We start from the raw sequence: 18,570 nt of genomic DNA on the forward strand, positions 1-18,570 counted from the left end.
CTCCTACTTACTACCCTTTCGTTCTTCCCACTGAACTAAAATTTGCTGGGTCTGTTGAATAACAAATTCAAAAAACTCGATACTCTCATCGATGGTTGATACAGCCTGTTCCTCAAGAACTAACTCTTTCGCTCGACGCAAATATTGTCCCATCAATACACCCTGAGCAATGCTCGTATGCAAAGTTGATGCCCATGCGTCTGCATTCAGTTGATAGAAATCTCGTTTGCTACCAGGAATCCCTACTTTACGAAATAAAGAGATTTGAACACCCTGTCGAACGGACAATGACGCCATCCCTTTGCTAATTCGCAAATCGTTCACCATGTCATCGAGTGACTTCGGAATACCCGATATCAACAAGTAGCCCCATATCTTGCCAAGTGATCTTGCACCACCTGAGGATTCTATATAAGTTCCAAAATCCTCTATTAATACCTTCTGCTCATCGTTTAATAGTATGTTTTTCATGTCGTCCACCTCTTAACATTCATTGTGTTTAATATATATTAAACACAATGAATGCAATTTGCAATAGGCGATATAATGTACAGTAAAGTTTTAATGCGCTAATTAGCATACAAATTAAAGTAGGCTAGGATAACATAAAAAGCGCGAGAAATCAATTTTAGAAACGTTGATTTCTCGCGCTTTTTTAATTTGAAATTTTTTATTTTTACTTTAATTATATACTATGTCCCAGCCTCTGTTAAAACATGTGCCAAAACTGAATAAAATAGTATAAATAACCATCGCAATCCGTCGAACCTATTATAATTTTTGTTTCGCATATAAATCTAACAAAACAAATGGAAACGTCCGAACAACGATTAGGAATCGCTGATAAAAAATTCGATTTAAAAGATATAATTTATCTAAGGTGTTTAACTTTTTTAAGAGAATTAATTTTTCAATGTAATGGGAAATTTATGTTAAAATATTTTATAGATTATTAACGTCAATTGGTGGGGAGGATGACTTGAAGAAAAAGGTTATAATTATTGTTTCTTTTTTGGTTGTAATTATCTTGATGCATTCAACACCAAGTATGGCATTAAGAACACATATATTTTTTATGGGTTATCCAAAAGCCGCAATTTCTTCAGGAATTATTGAAGATAAAGAACATAATGAAATAGATAAAGATAAATTTGCTGAATTAAATGCCAAAGCATACACCCTAACAAATCCTCCAATAGAAAAAGCTACTCAGGGCGAATTAAAAAACTTTCTTGTAAGGAAATTTGGATTTTTACATTTTGCAGAATACTACGGTGATACTTAATAACCTTAGTCAGTCAAACGGGGGCATTAGTTCAATTAGGTTAATAAATTATTACACAAAAAAACGCTTAGATTACTAAGCGCTTTTTTTCTGCCGTTTATGCTACTAACTTACTATTAAAATGAGTGTCAATTAAGTTGTTTTTCACATTACTTTTAGTGTTTTTCTCCCCATCAGCCGAACCCGTAATCAAATATGAGTGCCCTTTGATATTTTTATCGATACGAATCATGTGTAGGTTGAAATAAGTCTTCTTCTGCATTCCTAACAACAGAAAAACGGTCAACATTGTAATGACCATGAAGAGTTCTGTTATGATGCTTGATAATTTGCTCCGCACTTAAATCATCACTGTCCACTGTTGAATGCCCATCACCCACTAAGGTAACATCTAAACCATTAATTGTCGCGGTTCTTACTGCACTATCAATACAATGTTGCGTTGAACAACCCATCACAACAACATGTATAATCGATTGAGACTGTATATGATTTAGAAGCCCTGTCCCATGAAAGCAATTTGTTGCCGCTTTATCGAAAATCTTTGCTTCTTTAGGTACATTAATTCCATTATGAATATCAAACCCAGTACCTTTCCCTTCTGCAACATCGAGATCCCTTACAAACACAACCGGAACATTGGATTCCTTTGCTTTCTCAATCACTAAATTGATATTCCTAACAAGCTGTTCTTTATTAAAAACAGCTCTTTCCTCCTGATTACCGTCAATTAACTCTTGTTGAGCATCAATAATGAGTAATGCTTGATTCACACAATTTTCCCCTTTCATTTTGAGGAAACACTATATAATCAATAGTTAGACGTTTTCCTCTTTTTATTTATTAAGTTAACATTATTTTTGTTTGTCATCATACATACCCCCTAAACAAAATTGTCTTTTAAAAATTTTCAGACAATAAAATTTTATCATAATTTTCCATGACAAGAAACATAAATAACAGGTATGTTGATTAACCATTTTTATACACTCTGATTAATTTGAAGGCTCTGATTTCCGCTACGTACAGGGTCTCGTCTGTCTCACTTTCTCGCGGGAAGCTTTGCTCTGCGACGAAAGCGAAGCGACAGGAGCACTCGAGTAGCCCTACGCTACAATCAGTTAAAAATGAGAATATATTAGCAAAAATTGCGGAAAAATCCTTTTATCGCTCAATAATAAACTATTTTCCCTAATCAACACGCTTAATAAATTTCTATTAAGTAGGTTATGTGAAATAATGATGATTTCCTACTATTTCAATATTGATCACTATGAGGTAATCAATAGAAGATATACAGCATCCTCCGTTACGGCCTTTTTTTATAAGCCCTTCTAATACTTCCGTCATTACATTACTTTATTGTTGTTTTGGCAAAATTAATTTAATTGTTCATAGACAAATTGCCAATCAATCTTCATCTTAGAACCATATCTTACAAGTGTAAGGCTATTATTTCTTTAATAAACTAGTAAGGAGGATTGAATATGAGCATTAATAGAAATATTAATAGTAATACACGGAAAAAGTGTTTATCTTGCGGTGAAAAAGAAAACCATGTTCAAAAAACTATTCATCGTTGTAGAGGTTGTGTTTGTAATCAATTAAGGAAATTACCAGTTCAGACAGAAGTAGATCTTTTCTTATTGGGGGGTCAAATAATTGAAGATGTTGTATTTATTAACTTCGATCAAAAAGATTGTTGCGCGTTTTTCACAGATCCAACCACTGAACCTGGTTCAACGATTATTGTCGATTGCCAAGATATTCAAGCTATCCGAATTGAATCTGACTAGTTTAAAGAAATGGTTCTTTCAACTAATATAGCCCTTACACCTATGAAATTTGTTACTAGGGTCACTGAAATCTATGTGGCTCTAGTATTTACTTTCGCTTACATGGACCTTGCGAATGGATTTTTTGGAAATTTACGAATTAGGAAACCAAAATTTCAATGATCCCAAGACCGAAAACTTGACAAAAAAATCATTTTATGTAATAATTTACTTTTATAGAATAAATTTATATAATAGGATTCTCCTGGCCAGGGGAATCCTATTTTTTTTAAAGGAGTGTATTTGCATGAACAAAGGTGAATCCAGTTTAACTTCATTAATCTCAGCCTTTAGCAGAGCTTATCATAGCCAATTCGATACCCTTAAAATTTTTGATGACTATATAGCAAAAGATTTAATCACAGAAAAAGAATTTAATGATATTCAAACAAATATGGTGCAAGGCATACAGTTTTTCAACAAAGAAATCGCAGAAAAACTAAACGGAAATACGAAAGAACTATTGAAATGGATTGTGCAAATTCAACTCTCCCCTACGCCCTTAGCACGTGCAGCATATTGTGAAAAGGTTTTACTGAATGAAGTAATGCTAGGCTTACAACAATATGTCATTCTCGGAGCAGGATTAGATACTTTTAGTTTTAGACACCCAGAACTTGAACATATTTTGGAAATCTTTGAAATCGACCATCCAGCAACACAGCAATTTAAAAAGACAAGATTAAATGAAGCTCATTTTAAACTTCCTAGTAATGTACATTTTGTTGCGATGGACTTCACAAAAAAATTTTTACATCAAAATCTAATAAATAGCGGCTTTGACAACAATAAAACTTTCTTTAGTCTACTAGGTGTTTCTTATTATTTAACGAAAGAGGAAACTTCAAGTTTGATCGAGCATTTGTTTGCCAATTTACCATCTGGAAGCTCTATAGTAATGGATTATGCAGACGAAAACTTATTTAAAGAAAAAGGACTCTCTAATCGAGTGGACAACATGGTGAAAATGGCTGCAGCAAGTGGTGAACCGATGAAATCGTGTTTTACTTATGAAGAAATGGAAAAAATGTTAGAAAATTCAGGACTACTTATTTATGAACATTTATCTCCAAGTAACATCAATGAGCTTTACTTTGACAATCGAGAAGATTATCTAACAGCTTTTGAAACGATCCATTACGTGCATGCTGTGAAAAAATAAATTGAAGTTTTTGGAGGAATTTAATGAAGTATTTGTAAAAACATCTCACAGTTTAACTCAAAATTTATCATGTCTCGGATTATAAACACCGATGCATCAGCTAGTATCGGTTGCATGTATTTAGAAGAAAACGGTATTATAGGCTATCATCAAGCTGTAGTCCCCCAGCTTCTCTTAATTTTAGATGGTGATAAAGTCCAAACAGGTGACGCAATTTTTGGGGAGAAGGACTGAAACAAAATCGCATAAAGGATTAACTGCCATCGTGATAGAATCTGAACAATTGAATCTTACAACTTTTATGGCTTTAAAGTGAGTTACTTATTTTCAAAATATTTCTCAGGCAATTAACTATGTAAGAATAACATCGTATCATATGTTAGTAATGTAAGATGGTTTAGTCTTACACCTCCAAAGCTTCGTTACTATGGGTCACTTATAATAATAAGTGACCCTCTATAAATATACTGTTCAGGAAATAGAGTTGCTAGATAGTTAATTGACAAACTCCCAGTGGATTTCCATCAGGATCATAAAAGGTGAAAAATTTTGTCTGTCCTTCTCCATCTATTTCATTAACTCTTACATTCTTTTCAATTAATGATTGATAAGTTTCTTCAATGTTTTGCGAAATAAAATTAAAGTATTTTCCGACGCCAAAATAATTGTCTTGGAAATTTAGTGGTGTATGATTTTTTGCTTTTACTAAACATACGACCGTTTGAGATTCTTCATCAATTTTCATAACTGCCGCGCCTTCTTCTATATATAGAAGTGTAAATCCCAGTTTCTCTTCATACCATGTAGCAGATAATTCAGGATCCTTAATCGGAATAAAAATGGCTTCTACTCCTTTCAATATAGGTTTACTCATTCTTCTCCTCCTTGAATTTTTCTTTAAAAGTAGGACTCAGCTCACTCCACACATCGAATTTATTTCCATTTAAATCCCAGAAATCAAAATTTCTTCCCGCATGTCCCCTATTTTCAACTTCTCCAACTGTAATACCTTTAGCGATAAAATCTTTATGGATAGTCGTTAATGCACTTAATCCATCCACCTCAAATGTTATCGAAAAATGTTCTTCCCCATAGCAATCAATGAAATTTGAACTTTGATTGCTCATTGACCTAACAAGAAAAAAACTTTGATTGGCAAAATTTAGAATGGCTTTATCATTATCTTGATAACTACATTTTGCTCCCAGATTATTTACATACCAATCACATGACAGTTCTACATTGTTAACTGGAATATAAGTAGTTCCTATTTTTATTAACGTTTCACTCATCCCATCACCCTCTCCTATGTCCTTAGTGAATTATTCTATTTTCGGGTTTTATATCCCTTTTAAGTCAATGCTACAATTTCATCCTCACAAAATGCTAAGTTTAGTCTGGAAAACAGTGTTTGACTACAGTCTAAAATGACCAGACTCAATTCCGAGTTCTGGTCTCATAAACTTTAAAGAATCTATAACATTTTCAATCATAAATAATTTATGTGTGCGTCTAATACGTAAATCCACTATCTATTATTTTTTTATCTATATTTCTTTTTTGTAGATTAACTATACTAATAAAAAAATTGATTCTATATAATATTGAGAGAGGATTGTATAAGGTACTTTAATATCCGAGTTATTTGATTCATAAATTTTTTGGAGGATGGATATGTACTGTCGGAGATAAACTATATTCTTTAGCATGGAGGAATTTTGAAATATGGAACAAAAACAATTAACCTTATGGCGCCCTAAAGGTTTTTTTCAGTGGCTACTTACAGGCTTTTCAATAGTACTAACACTTCTTATTGCCATGATAACATATGCCATTTTTAATACAACTAATATTCTTAGTGTAGTTGGTTTCCTTGGATCGCTTGCATTGTACACTCCATGGTTTTTATTAATGCTAACATTTTTTATCATAGTGCTATTAATACTTGCTTCTTGGAAGAAAGCTAGAATCGCTCAATTTATTTCGATCCCACTATTGTTAATAAATACATTTTTAATTATAGAGCCAATTATAGAAATGGAGAACTATGCTAAAAAAGAAAATGTTCAAGTTTCACTTTACTCCCACTTTTTTTACAAATCAGAAATATCATCAACGTTTATAAAAGATATCGTATACGGAAAAACTACAGATGGCGTTGAGTTAAAGCTTGATATGTGGCCCGCCAATGAAAAATTTAAAAACACACGTACCCCCGCTGTTATTAAGATACATGGAGGCGGATGGGTTGAAGGTAGTAAAGGGAGTGCCCCTTATTGGAATCAATGGTTAAGTGAATTAGGATTTACTGTTTTTGATATAGAATATCGCATGCCTCCCCAAGCAGGATGGAAAGATGAGGTAGCTGATGTGAAATCTGCAATAGGATGGGTAGTAGAACATGCGGATACTTACAAAATTGATCCTGAAAAAATAAACTTAATGGGTGATTCAGCAGGTGGAAATCTAGCTATGCTTGCTGCTTATAGTATGGGTGACACAACTTTACCACCGTCCACCGTTGTACCTTCAGTACCTATTAATACCGTGATTAACTTTTATGGACCGTCAGATATGACAAAGTTTTATCAGAATAACCCTAGTCCGGGCTATGTGCAAAAGGTTATGAAAGAGTATATAAGGGGCACACCTTCACAATTTCCTGATCGTTATCAAAAGCTTTCTCCTGTCAATTATATTGGTGAACACACACCACCTACCATTATGTTTTTAGGAACGAGCGATAGTCTTGTCCCAACAGAACAAGCTATAATATTGGACAGGGAACTTTCAATGAATAATGTTTCTCATGAAATCTATTATCTTCCGAAAGCTGAACATGTTTATGATGGAGTACTAGGAAGTTTGAATACCCAAATTACTTACGAGAAGCTCAAGGTATTCCTTCAGAAATATAACAAATAAAATGATACAGAAAAAATTGTAGATAAAGTTGATTTTCAAAAGAGCCCTGAATATATCAATTATGCCACGGCATAATTGCTTCCGGAATCGGCTTTGTACTTAGGCCTGTACGAGGGCCGACACGATGTCGGTCATTTCGGTAATGCCACAGGACGTGGCGTTTTTACCGATGCAGGTCAGTTAGCCGTTATCGCATGGATGCGATGATTTTAGACTAACATCCCCTAAGAACGCCTTTCCGATTCCGTGACATCCACCAGAGGACTTCTTTCAGCGGGTGTTTAGATTCCTATTGAAAGAAGTTAAAGTGACCCCTGTCAAGTAGACTAAATTTTAAAAAACGAAACGAAGTAACCTGAGCTATAAAGCCTGTAGTGGACTTTCACCACTTAGTTGTTGAGTATGCGGGTGCACATTACAAAATGACCAGACTTTGAGTTCTGGTCATTTAATTTATTGCTTTTACAATTATTGATCACTATACTTAAATGTTTTTAAGGAAATAATTAGTGTCAAAGTAAGGCATCCTATTAAGAGGAGCAAAGATTCCCCCCATAAACTAAAATTATTTAGAAATGCAGCTTTAATGCCATTTAAAAACCATTCAAATGGATTTACTAGACTAATATATTGTATAAAGTCTGGCGCCTTTTCCATTGTAAAAAATGCATTACTACAAAGGAGCATTGGAATCATCAGAACATTAGCTGTCATACTCAAATGTCCCTCATTTTTCACGAGACTTGAAATAAAAAAGCTTAAAAATACAAAACTTAACGAAGCTATTAGAATAATTGGCGTCATATATAAGAGGACTGTAAAGGAAAATTTCAGTTGATTGACGACTAAAGCGAATAAAAGCACTATATATGATAGGATAATAGCTATGACAGACCATGAACTCGAAACACTGACGATATATTTCCATAAAGGCAAGGGTGTTGCGTGCAGTAAATTATAAACGCCTCGTTTTCTTTGTGATAACGCTATAAAAGCTGTAGTCATAAATGAATAAAAAAATACACTAACAGCAATGATTCCTTCTATATAACCTCCTGAATAGTTCGGTAAAAAAATCCTTAGCGCAATAATTGCCGCGAACGGCATTAAAATTGACCAAAATAGTAAATACATATCTTTCATGCTAGATTTTAAATTTAATAAAAAAACAGTTTTCATCCTCTCGCTCCTCACTTTGTTAATTCAAAAAATAAATCCTCTAAATTTTGAGTTTGATATTGCACTATTAAACCATCAGGTGAACCATTTGCCATAATTTTACCGTGATGCATAATTAAAATTCTGTCAGCTACATTCATAACCTCCAACATATCATGGGAAGAAAATAACACGGCAACGCCACTTTCTTTTAAGCGCTTAATGATATGTTGAATTTCCTTTTGCCCCCTTGGATCCAATCCTGCAGAAGGTTCATCCAAAATGACTAGCTTTGGATTATGCAAAGTTGTCACGATAATGGCTAAGCGTTTTTGCTGTCCTAGTGACAGTTTGATTGCAGGCGTTTTTTTAACATACAGTAGATCAAAGGCTGCGAGCTTGTCATCAATCTTCTTATTCGTTAATGTCATTCCATAAAATGCAGCAAATAATTTCATATTATCTTCTACGGAATAGCCTTCGAAAAATGGTGTTGATTGAAGTTGCGTGCCTATTTCCTTTTTATAATCGGATGTCCAGTATTCAATTGTTCCACTGTCCTGAGGAACAATACCAAGAAGCATACTGATAGTTGTTGTTTTCCCTGCACCATTTGAGCCAATTAAAGCAACTATCTCACCTTCTTGAATATCAATATTTATATGATCAACGACACACCTTGCCTTATAATTTTTCGTTAATTGTCTAGCACTAATTAGCCTTTTCATGTTTTCTCTCCTCCTATCAATTTTGCCTCGACATAATTGCGTCGAGAATCAGCCAAGCTTTAACTTTCTAAACACCTGCAGAAATGATTTAATGTTGTATATTCAACGTTGACTATTTGGCTATTTTTTAACTCCCTCATTCGAGAGAGTTATTTTTTTTCATAATGTCAATCGCTTGATTAACAAACTTCGATTGTACTTTTACAATTTCTAACATATTATCAAATGCTAGTTGTGTTAACGCTGGCATTTCACCTTGCATAGCAATCAGTTTAGCCTCATAACCAGCATTGATAGCCTTTTCTTCATGTTCTAAAATCTTTTTCTGCTTTTCTAATGCTTCAATAGCTCTATCATTTGGTAATTTAAACGCAAATGATACACCAGAATACAAAGTTGTGGGATAAACTACAGAAGATTTTTCAAGAGCCTCGATAATCAACTCTTGCTCATGTGCCCTTCCCTTTTCAGTAATTTGGTAAATTGCTTTTTGCCTATGACCCGTCGATTCAATACTAGCCACCTCTATATAGCCATCTTTTTCAAGCTTTTTTAGGGCATTGTAGATAGAGCCGATTAGTACACCACCCCATCGTTCAGCATCACTTAATTCAAGCATTGTTTTAATATCATAGCCAGTCATTGGTTTTAGACCCAACATAGCAAGAACTAATAACCTTGTCATAATAATCACCTTTTTATATTCAACGTTGAATAAATTGACTATAACGATTCTGCATTTTTTTGTCAATAGGTTTTTAGAGGTTTAGAGGTTAAGTTAAAATTTCGGAAAAAACAAAATACAACACAATAAATATTTTTATGATATAATAAATGATATTGCACCATCAAAGGGCATGAATCAATTTTAGCTGTAGCAAATTTATTTGCTACAGCTTTTTACATTTATGAAGGAAAATCGCCAAACCTCAGTTAAAGGATGGGTTTAACCCACCAGCATCCCCCTGTGTTCAATTAAATCAATTATCGCCCAAACATAATAAAAGTGACCGTTAGTCAAAATTAATGCTTGAGATCGATTCTTTGATCCAAACCCCTATCTACTATTGAAATAATGTTATATGCATTTTTTGGCATATCAGCCTCCACTAATACAAATTCACTTTTATTAGGTTCAACATAAAGCACAATATGAACAATTTGAAACGTATGCTGGTATTGATCAGACAATACTTCTATACCTTCTCCACTTAAAATTGAAGTTCCGGGAATATATTTAAAGTTGCTACCATAGTTCATATCTTTATGCATGGAAAACCCTACTTCCCATTGGATTGTAAAGAAATATAGCAAGCAAAAATTCAAAACTAGTGACTTTGTTAGCTAACTTCCTCTTCATGCCCCTCCCTTTAGTTCCTTTTAACCCATCGTGCAAACACCTCTACACCAATCAACAAATGTCATCCTCAGTAATGATAATAAGTAATAAAATAGTCACATTGTAAAACTATTTCTACAATTGTATAATTTTACTATACTTTACTAAAAGTGAGTGATTCTAATTTAAATGGCGCAAAATAAAAACATGGAGAGGAATGTGACAGTTTGAAGATTTTTTTAGTTATTGTAGGGATTATTGTAGCAATTGTAATTTTACTTATCGTCGGTTTAATCTCAGCGAGCAAGAAAATTGAAAAACAGAATAAAAAAATGCGAGCAGAAATGGAAAAGGCTAACCCTTTGCCGAAGGAAAAACAGCATTTGCTTGCCTACGGTGCTAATCTCGCCCTTTACCGCTCTGAGTCGCCACGGGTACTGCAGATGAAGGTAGATCACGAAGCTTTGAAAGAAGGCCTTTCTTCATATTGGGACATTAGTAATCCGGAGGAGGCTGTTCAAACGCTGGAATGGCTGCTTTCGGAAGGGCACCGTACGAAGTATGATGAGCTTCTTCTGGCGTTGAAAACTGGCCAATCTTTTACAGAGGAGGAAGTGGGTAAATCGCAGGAATGCTATGAATCAGCCCAAGAAGCGATGATAAAGAAGCTTTCCTTTACGAAATCCGATTTTGACCGGGTTGACACTATTGCTGCCTGGGATTTTGATAGAGCCATAAATATTGCAAGATGGAGCTACATACTTGGTTATTTAACCGAAGAACAGGCATGGAGCTATATAGAGAGAGCTGCTGATGCCGCTAGTCCTTACTTCCAATCTTGGAAGGACTATTTTATTTCATTTGCATTTGGCCGAGGCATTGCTTATGAGGGTGACATCTACGACATCATTTGGAATGGAAAGGAATTGCTGGGTGAAAAGGATTCAATCTGGAATGAACTTAGCATTAAGCTACCCGTAGCAGAAAGCCGATAATTTAGTATTGGACAAGTTTATACACTTAGAAAAATGGAATATGATAAAAACTATTAGAAAAAACCTGCTAGATTTTAGCGTTTTACTTAGCTAAAATCTAGCAGGTTTATTTATTTACGAACAGCTTCAAATGTAAGTAATGAGTGTTCCTTTGAAGGTTTCTTGTTGTAAACATATTCAGCGGAGCAAGTAATATCAGAAAAACCTATGCTTGTTAATATATGCTGGAATTCTTCTATTCCGTACCATCGTATCGGAAACCTTTGTAATTCTGTATCCATTAATTTACCATTTCTCCATTTTTCATATTTTAAAATGGTTAACGTATATTGGTCGATCCAGTTCATTTCAACGGATTTTCTTTCTAATGCAATTCCTTGCTCTTTCGAAATCTCATAGTAGGATGAAGCAATTTCCCCTGTTCGCCAGTCTGTAGGTAAAAGCAAGTCTACAATTAGGCGGCCTCCAGGTATTAAATGATTATACATACATTTTAATGCATCCATCGCATCTTTTGAATTCTCTATTAAACAAAACGAACCTGTCGGCATTACAATCGCTTCATATATCGAGCCTAATGAAAAATTGCTCAAGTCACCTTCATATAGATTTGGTTTAAATCCTCTTTCTTTACAGCGTTTTCGGCATAAATCTAACATTTCAGGCGAGTAGTCGATTCCCTCAACATTATATCCGTTTTCAAGTAAAGGGATTAAGAAGCGTCCAGAGCCTACTCCCGCTTCAAGTACTCTTCCCTTTGTTCCGTTTAATCGTTCAAGATAATATTCAATATCCCCACCAATAGAATATCCTACCGGTTTTGTCAAATCATAAAGTTCTGTACATAAAGGACCGTAATAACTATACATGTCAATTCCTCCGATTTCGCGCAGAAGAATCTATTATTCTTAGTTCTTCCACACCTTAATTTTAGTTGATGGAATAAAAGAGCTGACTATCATTATAAATCACTCACTTTCAGTAAAATATAGGAAAATTATACACTTTCAATCAGCATAACACAATATGCCTATTTTATATGTGCGAATGATTTCAAATTTGATTAATTCGAAGACCTTCCTTCTAAAAAAGGATTTATTTTCAATCATTTCTACAATATAATGTACGAATTAACACAAATTATTAAAAAAATATTGCCCGAACCAATCAAGCATTTACTAGCAGTAGTCTCCGTTTAATCGCTTTGATTCAACTTCATCAACTAGAAGTGGAATTTTTACTGCCAGTTATTTACGATAAAAAAGCAAGGAGAGAATCATATGAATGTAGAAAAAGTGTTTGCAGCTTTCCCATTATTAAGCTCAGAAAATCTAGTGCTGAAAAAAATTGAAGATGCACATTTACAGGAAGTATTTGCAACCTATGATAATGACAAAATCTTTGAATATTGTGGGATAATCCCTAAGCATAATATCCAAACAGTGAGTAAAATGATTGGTCATTTTGACAGGGATTATCAGAAAAAACACAGAGTAAAATGGGGCATTTTCCAAAAGTCTCAATGCGATACGTTGGTTGGCATAATCGAAGCAATGGACTTTAATCAAAAAGTGAACATGGTGACGATTGGTTACTTTTTGGCAGAGGATTATTGGGGTAAGGGCATTGCATCTGAAGCTGTTAAAATTCTCATAAAATTTTTATTTGAGGAAGTTAATATTAACCGAATACAGGCTGAGGTTATGCCTTTGAATGAAACATCCAAAAAGGTTCTCCTGAAAAATGGCTTTTTAAAAGAAGGACTTTTAAGACAAGCAACGTTTTGGTCTGGTAAAGGCGTAGTGGATTTAGAAATATACGGATTGCTTAAAGAAGAGTAAAATGGAAATCATTAAATAGATAATTTTCTTAGAGTTTATTGGCTTGAATCTAAATTTATAATATCCCCCCTCTTATCACAATAGTATTGGGCCTTTGCTGATAGACATATTACCAATTCAGCTAGGTTTTTCAACATAAACTAATAATGTCTGGCTGGCGCTAGCATTACTTTCATACAAAAAGGGTGAAAAAATGGGTGATAATCGATATTTAGAGCGGATGGATAGGGATTTTAACAATTACCATAAATTTGAGAAATGCTATTATGATCCATGTCATAGCAAAGTAGACGACTATGAAGCTGTCGAAGATGATTATGATAAAATAAAATATTACAATCATAAGGATCTCAAACAAAAACGTAAGGACCTTGATAAGAAATATAGTCAAGAACTAGAAAAAAAAAATGAAAAATAACGATCATTGTAAGGGTTGCGTTTGCAATCATTTAAAATGCGTTGAACCTGGAACATTAGTAGATGTTTTCTTATCGAATGGCAGTAGTTTTATCAACCTATTCTTCCTATATTTTGATAGCCAAAGCTGCAGCGCACACTTCCTAGAAATTGGAGAAACTGCAATGCGACTGATGATTGACTGCGAAAAAATAGAAGCCATTCGTAATTAATATCTTTCTGGCTAAAAAGGATAAAAAAGTAACAATCTAGGCTCTTCTAATCTAGAAGCAGCCTTTTTGGAATGAAATAAAACCATCACGTCATGTGAGAATGCCTTCGTTACCTGTTCGCTGACGCTTCGCTTTCGCACAAAAAATATTTTGTCCTTGGAAAGCGCCGAGTCGGAACGGAAATCAACTATATGTTATGGTGAAGAGTCAAATTAATACATACTATCCACACGCCGAAAGAGTGATTCTATAGACTAAAGAGCAAAAACCTATTAACCACCAATATCGTAACATGCGAATAGCTTATTTGATCGCTATTGTGATCACCATTTTATTAGGCCTAGCTTCTAGAAAATTTAGCCATCTACTTCTGTCATTTGTTGCGCAGAACGCGGGGGACATATTATGGGCTATGATGGTCTATTTCGGATTTCGATTGTTGCTAGTGCGTAAGAACACCCTCCCAGCCATTGTGCTCAGCTTTTTGTTTAGCTTCGGCATTGAATTTAGCCAGCTGTATCAGGAAGACTGGATTAATCAGATTCGTGGGACATTGCTCGGGGCTTTGGTATTGGGCAAAGGTTTTCTTACAATGGATTTGATTCGATATACAGCAGGGATAATAATCGCTACTGTATTAGATAAGGTGGTACTTAGGTTTACTCTTCGAAGATAAATAAACAATATAATTTTAGAATATAAAAAACAACTCACCTTTTTTAACATTATCATTTTACTAGGTTTTATAGTCACTTTATATTTGGATTATTACTTCACTGACTACCCGCTCCTTGTGAATTGATATATGTTTTTTACAAAAAATGTAATTTTCGTTTTAATCCTTATTCAACTATAGCCTCCTATAGTTGAATAAGGAAATTGGTTGTCCTATCTTTTTTTGTGATAAAAATTCGTCAGATTATTTTATTACGGGCAATGTCATCTGATTTACCCAATCCTTTATGAATCGCTCTTGATGCGAATTCAAATGAGGTAGGTTATTACGAGGAAAGAATCGATGTTCATGACTTTCTTCTGTGTTATGAGTTAATTCTCCTGAAAAACAACGTGAATGGAAAATAATCTGAACGCTAAAAACCTTATCTCCATTCTGGTATTCTGAAAATCCTTCTTTACCTGAATAAAGACCAAACAACTTTAATTGTTCAACTATCAATCCTGTCTCCTCAAATGTTTCTCGTACAGCAGTTTCAAGAAACGTCTCTCCAGGCTCCATAACGCCCCCTGGGATGCCCCAAACATCTCGATCTTTTCGATGTTGTAGTAAAATCTGATTCTCATGTTCAATAATAATTCCACAACCTACAGTCATTAGCATGTCATTTCCAATTAACTGGCGAATTGTTTGTATGTAGTTCATCATTTCCTCCATGAATCTCTAATTTTTAATTAATATACAAAGCATTTTACTTGGGATCCTACTTCAACTATCCTGTTCCTATAATCAGCTTTAAATTTGAGTTGCATAAATCTGTTTTTCTATTGGATCCCATATGACAATCCCAACATCTTGTTTTTGATCTATAATACGAATAGTAACCGGGATATAATCAGATAAAATAGTATTTATTCTAGTGCCAACCAACTGTAAAAGACCAATCAATTCGGTATCATTTATTAAAGGTACATTAACATCTATTTTTAAATCAATTAATTTCCCATTTTCATATCGAAGTTGACCAGTTATTTTAGGATTTAAATGTTTAAAACCTTCTTGAATATCTTCTTTGAAAATTAATAATTTTTCATATGTATCTTTGTCTAAACTAAATAATGAATCTGAAGGGAATGTATAATTTTTTATATCTATATCAGTCCATTTATCTATTTTATCCTCTTCTTCAGGAATAAATGTTTCAGCTAAAAATATTCCTGGAATTATATCATTTTTATTCGATTCTTGATACAAAGTTATATAAATAGGAACATTAGGTATTTTTTTGTTATTTCTAATATCTTTTATTATAATTTCGGCTATTTCCTTCCCATATTTTTCTACATCGTTTACATTATCATCGTTAGTATCTACTTTTACTTGATCTGTATAAATTAAACCTTTATCATCCGCTACCTTAATGTCATAAAATTCATTTAAGGATATGGCTAAAGACATCCCTTCTATTTCTCCATTTTCTTTGTTAATAAAATTTTGTTCTAATACATGAGATAATATCTTAGGATTATTTTTTTCATCCTCTAAAACATCTCCAGTACTATTTTTTATAGATGGGTTTAAACCAAAACCGTCTTTTGATTTTCGATCTAACCACTGATTAATAATCTTTTTGTAAGCCCGTAATCAAATAACGCATATAAATAGCCAGGCACCTCCGGTACGATTGATATGTATCAAAATTAGAGGAGGTGCTTCTTTATGTCAACTACCAAACTAACAATTGTCCCTGTGACACTAGATCCGATCACTGACAACTCTTCATCAACAACTTCACCACAAAACTCTCCTGAGCCGAGCTGCATCATTAAAACAACTAGTGCTGAAATTTCCTTCTTTAATGGCGTAGATGAGCACATCATCCAAACGATCCTGAAGGAGTTGAATAATCAATGAAGCAAGATTTTACGAGCGTGCAGAACATCTACATTATTTGCGGTAAGACCGATATGCGTAAAGGTATCGACGGTCTCGCAGCACTCATTCAGGATTCTTTTAAACTCGATCCATATAGTGATTCCATCTTCTTATTTTCTGGAACGAGTAAAGACCGTTATAAATGTTTGTATTTTGATGGAGATGGCTTCGCCATACTTTATAAACGATTAGATAATGGCAAACTGCAATGGCCAAAAGATGAAAAGGAAGTACGTAACCTTTCACAAAAGGAACTTCGCTGGCTTTTAGAAGGTTTATCGCTTCAGCAACCAAAAGCGATTATGAAATCTGCAAAAGGTGTCTTTTAAATCTTTTCACCAAAGTGGTATAATCATCCATGACTTATACTGAACGAAATGTGGTGAATACAGTGGGTAACGTATCTTCTGACCAAAATGAACGATTCATTCAATTACTTGAGCAACAATTGGCTCATTCAAATCAGCAAAATAATGAACTGACAAAGAAGTTGGATCAATCATTGAAACAAATCGAAGTGCTAACAGAACAAGTTCGCCAATTAACCAAGGCTTTATACGGTTCAAAATCGGAAAAATCAAAGTATCAAGCACCAGACGGACAAGCTTCTTTATTCGATGACGATGCGTCTTTTAACGAATCTGAGCACACAGAAGAACAAAGCACAGCGACGATTACTTACACTGTTAACCGTAAACTACATAAGAAAAAACGGAATGATTCTTTTCATGAAGGGATTGAAATAGAAGAAATTCATCATCACCCCACCAATACACAATGCGACTGTTGCCTTGGCCAAATGACCGAAGCCGGTACAACTATTGCGCGTGAAGAAGCAAAATTCATTCCGGCAAAAATGATGCGCATCCAGCATATTGAACATGCCTACGAGTGCAAGCACTGTAAAATGGATGCCACACAAAAAGCACAAATGAAACGTGGGAAAGCCCCACAAGCTGCCATTCAGCGAAGCATTGCGGGGCCTACCGTTCTAGCAAAACTCATCTATAATAAGTTCGTCCAATACTTACCTCTTTACCGTCAGGTAAAGGAGTGGGAACGATATGGCCTGCTTACGAATGATAAGAACTTATCAAACTGGGTGATCCGTGTAGCTGAAGATTGGCTTCTACCGGTTTATGAACAGATGAAGCAGATATTAACAGCAAAATCTGTTCTACATGTGGATGAAACCTATGCGCAAATAATCAATCGTTCAGACGGAAAATCCGGTCAATCGAACGCCTATAATTGGGTGTCCCAAAGTGTGCCAAGTCAAGGGCCGATCATCGTTCTTTTCCAAAGCGCTTTATCGAGAAGCCGTTCTGTATTAGCAGACTTTATAGCTGGTTTTCAAGGAACTGTGATTTGTGATGGTTATTCTGCATACGGGAATCTACCTGATGTCACGTTCGCCAACTGTTGGGCGCATGTGCGACGCTATTGGCTGAAAGCTGATAGCAAAAACGGGCAAATTGGCGTGGATTACTGTGATCAACTGTTTCACCTAGAACGTCAATTCAAGCATCTTTCACCAGGTAAACGCCGAAAATCACGGCAAAAACATTCAAAGCCGATTGTAGAGAAGTTTCTAAAATGGGTAGACGAATCGCCTTTCTTTGGGAAAAATGCGCTCGCAAAAGCTGCAGAATACACATTAAATCGTGTACACGGATTAAAGGCTTTTCTATTCGATGGTCGAATTGAAATCGATAATAATCCGGCTGAAAATGCGATTCGTCCAAATGTGATTGGTCGTAAGAACTGGCTTTTCTCTGTTAGTGAAGCAGGCGCTAAAGCGAATGCCATCTGTTTAAGTTTGGCTGAAACGGCAAAAGCAAACGGCATCGATTTCTATCAATACCTAGTGACGTTAATGACAGAATTGCCAAATTTACCGATTCATCAGCAGCCAGAGATTTTAAATAATTACATGCCTTGGTCGAAAAAAATCCAAGCCACATGTGCAAAATAGCCATCTATCCGAAAAAATTCAGGGTAGATGGCCATTAGTCGTGCGTACCGAGAAGGTGCGCTTATTTTTTTTATATTTCGGGCTTAC

General features: G+C 34.7%; 22 protein-coding genes. 11 read left to right on the plus strand and 11 right to left on the minus strand.

Annotated elements, in window-relative coordinates; translation table 11 throughout:
* Positions 1 to 3 precede the first annotated feature (3 nt).
* Positions 4 to 471, minus strand: a complete 468-nt coding sequence (locus BFJ97_RS09750; RefSeq protein ID WP_068984446.1) for a GbsR/MarR family transcriptional regulator — start codon at positions 469 to 471, stop codon at positions 4 to 6.
* Between the two features lie 508 nt (positions 472 to 979).
* On the opposite strand from BFJ97_RS09750, the gene BFJ97_RS09755 reads away from it, so the two are divergent.
* Positions 980 to 1,285, plus strand: coding sequence for a hypothetical protein (locus BFJ97_RS09755; RefSeq protein ID WP_083226979.1), 306 nt, complete (start codon positions 980 to 982; stop codon positions 1,283 to 1,285).
* A 215-nt stretch (positions 1,286 to 1,500) separates the two neighbouring features.
* Here BFJ97_RS09755 and BFJ97_RS09760 read toward each other — a convergent pair whose 3' ends face one another.
* On the minus strand, positions 1,501 to 2,058 hold the full coding sequence (locus tag BFJ97_RS09760) for an isochorismatase family protein (RefSeq protein WP_068984447.1): 558 nt from the start codon (positions 2,056 to 2,058) through the stop codon (positions 1,501 to 1,503).
* A 714-nt stretch (positions 2,059 to 2,772) separates the two neighbouring features.
* On the opposite strand from BFJ97_RS09760, the gene BFJ97_RS09765 reads away from it, so the two are divergent.
* Entirely contained in the window at positions 2,773 to 3,081 is a 309-nt protein-coding gene (locus BFJ97_RS09765) for a hydrolase (protein ID WP_223555508.1), read from the plus strand.
* Between the two features lie 286 nt (positions 3,082 to 3,367).
* The gene (locus BFJ97_RS09770) at positions 3,368 to 4,282 is read left to right on the plus strand and encodes a class I SAM-dependent methyltransferase (RefSeq protein ID WP_068984448.1); all 915 of its coding nucleotides are present in this window, start codon (positions 3,368 to 3,370) and stop codon (positions 4,280 to 4,282) included.
* 487 nt (positions 4,283 to 4,769) lie between these two features.
* Here the strand turns inward: BFJ97_RS09770 and BFJ97_RS09780 are convergent, their stop codons facing one another.
* Positions 4,770 to 5,156 (minus strand): VOC family protein, encoded by a 387-nt coding sequence (locus tag BFJ97_RS09780; RefSeq protein ID WP_068984449.1) that lies wholly within the window; start codon positions 5,154 to 5,156, stop codon positions 4,770 to 4,772.
* Positions 5,149 to 5,574, minus strand: a complete 426-nt coding sequence (locus BFJ97_RS09785) for a VOC family protein (RefSeq protein ID WP_068984450.1) — start codon at positions 5,572 to 5,574, stop codon at positions 5,149 to 5,151. Before BFJ97_RS09785 ends, BFJ97_RS09780 begins: the two co-directional genes overlap by 8 nt.
* 433 nt (positions 5,575 to 6,007) lie before the next feature.
* On the opposite strand from BFJ97_RS09785, the gene BFJ97_RS09790 reads away from it, so the two are divergent.
* Positions 6,008 to 7,207 carry an alpha/beta hydrolase gene (locus tag BFJ97_RS09790; RefSeq protein WP_068984451.1) on the plus strand — a complete coding sequence of 400 codons (1,200 nt, stop codon included), beginning with the start codon at positions 6,008 to 6,010 and terminating at the stop codon, positions 7,205 to 7,207.
* A 468-nt stretch (positions 7,208 to 7,675) separates the two neighbouring features.
* Here BFJ97_RS09790 and BFJ97_RS09795 read toward each other — a convergent pair whose 3' ends face one another.
* The 4 genes from BFJ97_RS09795 to BFJ97_RS09810 all read right to left on the minus strand — a co-directional run bounded on the left by BFJ97_RS09795 (position 7,676) and on the right by BFJ97_RS09810 (position 10,365).
* Positions 7,676 to 8,386 (minus strand): ABC transporter permease, encoded by a 711-nt coding sequence (locus tag BFJ97_RS09795; RefSeq protein WP_068984452.1) that lies wholly within the window; start codon positions 8,384 to 8,386, stop codon positions 7,676 to 7,678.
* A gap of 11 nt (positions 8,387 to 8,397) precedes the next feature.
* On the minus strand, positions 8,398 to 9,093 hold the full coding sequence (locus BFJ97_RS09800; protein WP_068984453.1) for an ABC transporter ATP-binding protein: 696 nt from the start codon (positions 9,091 to 9,093) through the stop codon (positions 8,398 to 8,400).
* A 136-nt stretch (positions 9,094 to 9,229) separates the two neighbouring features.
* Complete coding sequence (locus BFJ97_RS09805) at positions 9,230 to 9,778, minus strand: PadR family transcriptional regulator (RefSeq protein WP_068984454.1); 549 nt, start codon at positions 9,776 to 9,778, stop codon at positions 9,230 to 9,232.
* A 338-nt stretch (positions 9,779 to 10,116) separates the two neighbouring features.
* Positions 10,117 to 10,365 carry a hypothetical protein gene (locus tag BFJ97_RS09810; RefSeq protein ID WP_068984455.1) on the minus strand — a complete coding sequence of 83 codons (249 nt, stop codon included), beginning with the start codon at positions 10,363 to 10,365 and terminating at the stop codon, positions 10,117 to 10,119.
* Positions 10,366 to 10,659: 294 nt separating this feature from the next.
* On the opposite strand from BFJ97_RS09810, the gene BFJ97_RS09815 reads away from it, so the two are divergent.
* Entirely contained in the window at positions 10,660 to 11,427 is a 768-nt protein-coding gene (locus tag BFJ97_RS09815; protein ID WP_068984456.1) for a DUF1266 domain-containing protein, read from the plus strand.
* Between the two features lie 110 nt (positions 11,428 to 11,537).
* Here BFJ97_RS09815 and BFJ97_RS09820 read toward each other — a convergent pair whose 3' ends face one another.
* Entirely contained in the window at positions 11,538 to 12,296 is a 759-nt protein-coding gene (locus tag BFJ97_RS09820) for a class I SAM-dependent methyltransferase (RefSeq protein ID WP_068984457.1), read from the minus strand.
* 411 nt (positions 12,297 to 12,707) lie between these two features.
* Between BFJ97_RS09820 and BFJ97_RS09825 the strand changes: the two genes are divergently transcribed.
* From BFJ97_RS09825 to BFJ97_RS09835, 3 genes are all read left to right on the plus strand, one after another.
* Positions 12,708 to 13,268, plus strand: coding sequence for a GNAT family N-acetyltransferase (locus BFJ97_RS09825; protein ID WP_068984458.1), 561 nt, complete (start codon positions 12,708 to 12,710; stop codon positions 13,266 to 13,268).
* 193 nt (positions 13,269 to 13,461) lie between these two features.
* Entirely contained in the window at positions 13,462 to 13,686 is a 225-nt protein-coding gene (locus tag BFJ97_RS25125; RefSeq protein WP_254660147.1) for a hypothetical protein, read from the plus strand.
* Between the two features lie 503 nt (positions 13,687 to 14,189).
* Entirely contained in the window at positions 14,190 to 14,573 is a 384-nt protein-coding gene (locus tag BFJ97_RS09835) for a DUF2809 domain-containing protein (protein WP_068984459.1), read from the plus strand.
* Positions 14,574 to 14,816: 243 nt separating this feature from the next.
* Here the strand turns inward: BFJ97_RS09835 and BFJ97_RS09840 are convergent, their stop codons facing one another.
* Both BFJ97_RS09840 and BFJ97_RS09845 read right to left on the minus strand, forming a co-directional pair.
* Positions 14,817 to 15,278 (minus strand): NUDIX hydrolase, encoded by a 462-nt coding sequence (locus BFJ97_RS09840; RefSeq protein ID WP_068984460.1) that lies wholly within the window; start codon positions 15,276 to 15,278, stop codon positions 14,817 to 14,819.
* Positions 15,279 to 15,368: 90 nt separating this feature from the next.
* Positions 15,369 to 16,199: a CamS family sex pheromone protein gene (locus BFJ97_RS09845; protein WP_083226980.1), complete on the minus strand. Its 831-nt coding sequence runs from the start codon at positions 16,197 to 16,199 to the stop codon at positions 15,369 to 15,371.
* A gap of 93 nt (positions 16,200 to 16,292) precedes the next feature.
* Between BFJ97_RS09845 and BFJ97_RS09850 the strand changes: the two genes are divergently transcribed.
* Genes BFJ97_RS09850 through tnpC form a run of 3 tightly spaced genes read left to right on the plus strand, consistent with a single transcriptional unit; the run spans position 16,293 to position 18,483 of the window.
* Positions 16,293 to 16,487, plus strand: a complete 195-nt coding sequence (locus BFJ97_RS09850; RefSeq protein WP_068984461.1) for a hypothetical protein — start codon at positions 16,293 to 16,295, stop codon at positions 16,485 to 16,487.
* Positions 16,484 to 16,837, plus strand: a complete 354-nt coding sequence (tnpB, locus tag BFJ97_RS09855; protein ID WP_068984462.1) for an IS66 family insertion sequence element accessory protein TnpB — start codon at positions 16,484 to 16,486, stop codon at positions 16,835 to 16,837. Before BFJ97_RS09850 ends, tnpB begins: the two co-directional genes overlap by 4 nt.
* A gap of 29 nt (positions 16,838 to 16,866) precedes the next feature.
* Complete coding sequence (gene tnpC / locus BFJ97_RS09860) at positions 16,867 to 18,483, plus strand: IS66 family transposase (RefSeq protein ID WP_068984463.1); 1,617 nt, start codon at positions 16,867 to 16,869, stop codon at positions 18,481 to 18,483.
* Positions 18,484 to 18,570: the final 87 nt, after the last annotated feature.

It is taken from the genome of Lysinibacillus xylanilyticus (assembly GCF_001708185.1).
Taxonomy (GTDB): domain Bacteria; phylum Bacillota; class Bacilli; order Bacillales_A; family Planococcaceae; genus Lysinibacillus; species Lysinibacillus xylanilyticus_A.

Excerpts from the sequence above, each read along its gene's own strand:
- BFJ97_RS09750 (WP_068984446.1), bottom strand. The coding sequence starts at position 471 with ATGAAAAACATACTATTAAACGATGAGCAGAAGGTATTAATAGAGGAT.
- BFJ97_RS09765 (WP_223555508.1), top strand. The coding sequence starts at position 2,773 with ATGAGCATTAATAGAAATATTAATAGTAATACACGGAAAAAGTGTTTA.
- BFJ97_RS09770 (WP_068984448.1), top strand. The coding sequence starts at position 3,368 with ATGAACAAAGGTGAATCCAGTTTAACTTCATTAATCTCAGCCTTTAGC.
- BFJ97_RS09780 (WP_068984449.1), bottom strand. The coding sequence starts at position 5,156 with ATGAGTAAACCTATATTGAAAGGAGTAGAAGCCATTTTTATTCCGATT.
- BFJ97_RS09785 (WP_068984450.1), bottom strand. The coding sequence starts at position 5,574 with ATGAGTGAAACGTTAATAAAAATAGGAACTACTTATATTCCAGTTAAC.
- BFJ97_RS09790 (WP_068984451.1), top strand. The coding sequence starts at position 6,008 with ATGGAACAAAAACAATTAACCTTATGGCGCCCTAAAGGTTTTTTTCAG.
- BFJ97_RS09795 (WP_068984452.1), bottom strand. The coding sequence starts at position 8,386 with ATGAAAACTGTTTTTTTATTAAATTTAAAATCTAGCATGAAAGATATG.
- BFJ97_RS09800 (WP_068984453.1), bottom strand. The coding sequence starts at position 9,093 with ATGAAAAGGCTAATTAGTGCTAGACAATTAACGAAAAATTATAAGGCA.
- BFJ97_RS09805 (WP_068984454.1), bottom strand. The coding sequence starts at position 9,778 with ATGACAAGGTTATTAGTTCTTGCTATGTTGGGTCTAAAACCAATGACT.
- BFJ97_RS09810 (WP_068984455.1), bottom strand. The coding sequence starts at position 10,365 with ATGCATAAAGATATGAACTATGGTAGCAACTTTAAATATATTCCCGGA.
- BFJ97_RS09820 (WP_068984457.1), bottom strand. The coding sequence starts at position 12,296 with ATGTATAGTTATTACGGTCCTTTATGTACAGAACTTTATGATTTGACA.
- BFJ97_RS09825 (WP_068984458.1), top strand. The coding sequence starts at position 12,708 with ATGAATGTAGAAAAAGTGTTTGCAGCTTTCCCATTATTAAGCTCAGAA.
- BFJ97_RS25125 (WP_254660147.1), top strand. The coding sequence starts at position 13,462 with ATGGGTGATAATCGATATTTAGAGCGGATGGATAGGGATTTTAACAAT.
- BFJ97_RS09835 (WP_068984459.1), top strand. The coding sequence starts at position 14,190 with ATGCGAATAGCTTATTTGATCGCTATTGTGATCACCATTTTATTAGGC.
- BFJ97_RS09840 (WP_068984460.1), bottom strand. The coding sequence starts at position 15,278 with ATGAACTACATACAAACAATTCGCCAGTTAATTGGAAATGACATGCTA.
- BFJ97_RS09850 (WP_068984461.1), top strand. The coding sequence starts at position 16,293 with ATGTCAACTACCAAACTAACAATTGTCCCTGTGACACTAGATCCGATC.
- tnpB (WP_068984462.1), top strand. The coding sequence starts at position 16,484 with ATGAAGCAAGATTTTACGAGCGTGCAGAACATCTACATTATTTGCGGT.
- tnpC (WP_068984463.1), top strand. The coding sequence starts at position 16,867 with ATGACTTATACTGAACGAAATGTGGTGAATACAGTGGGTAACGTATCT.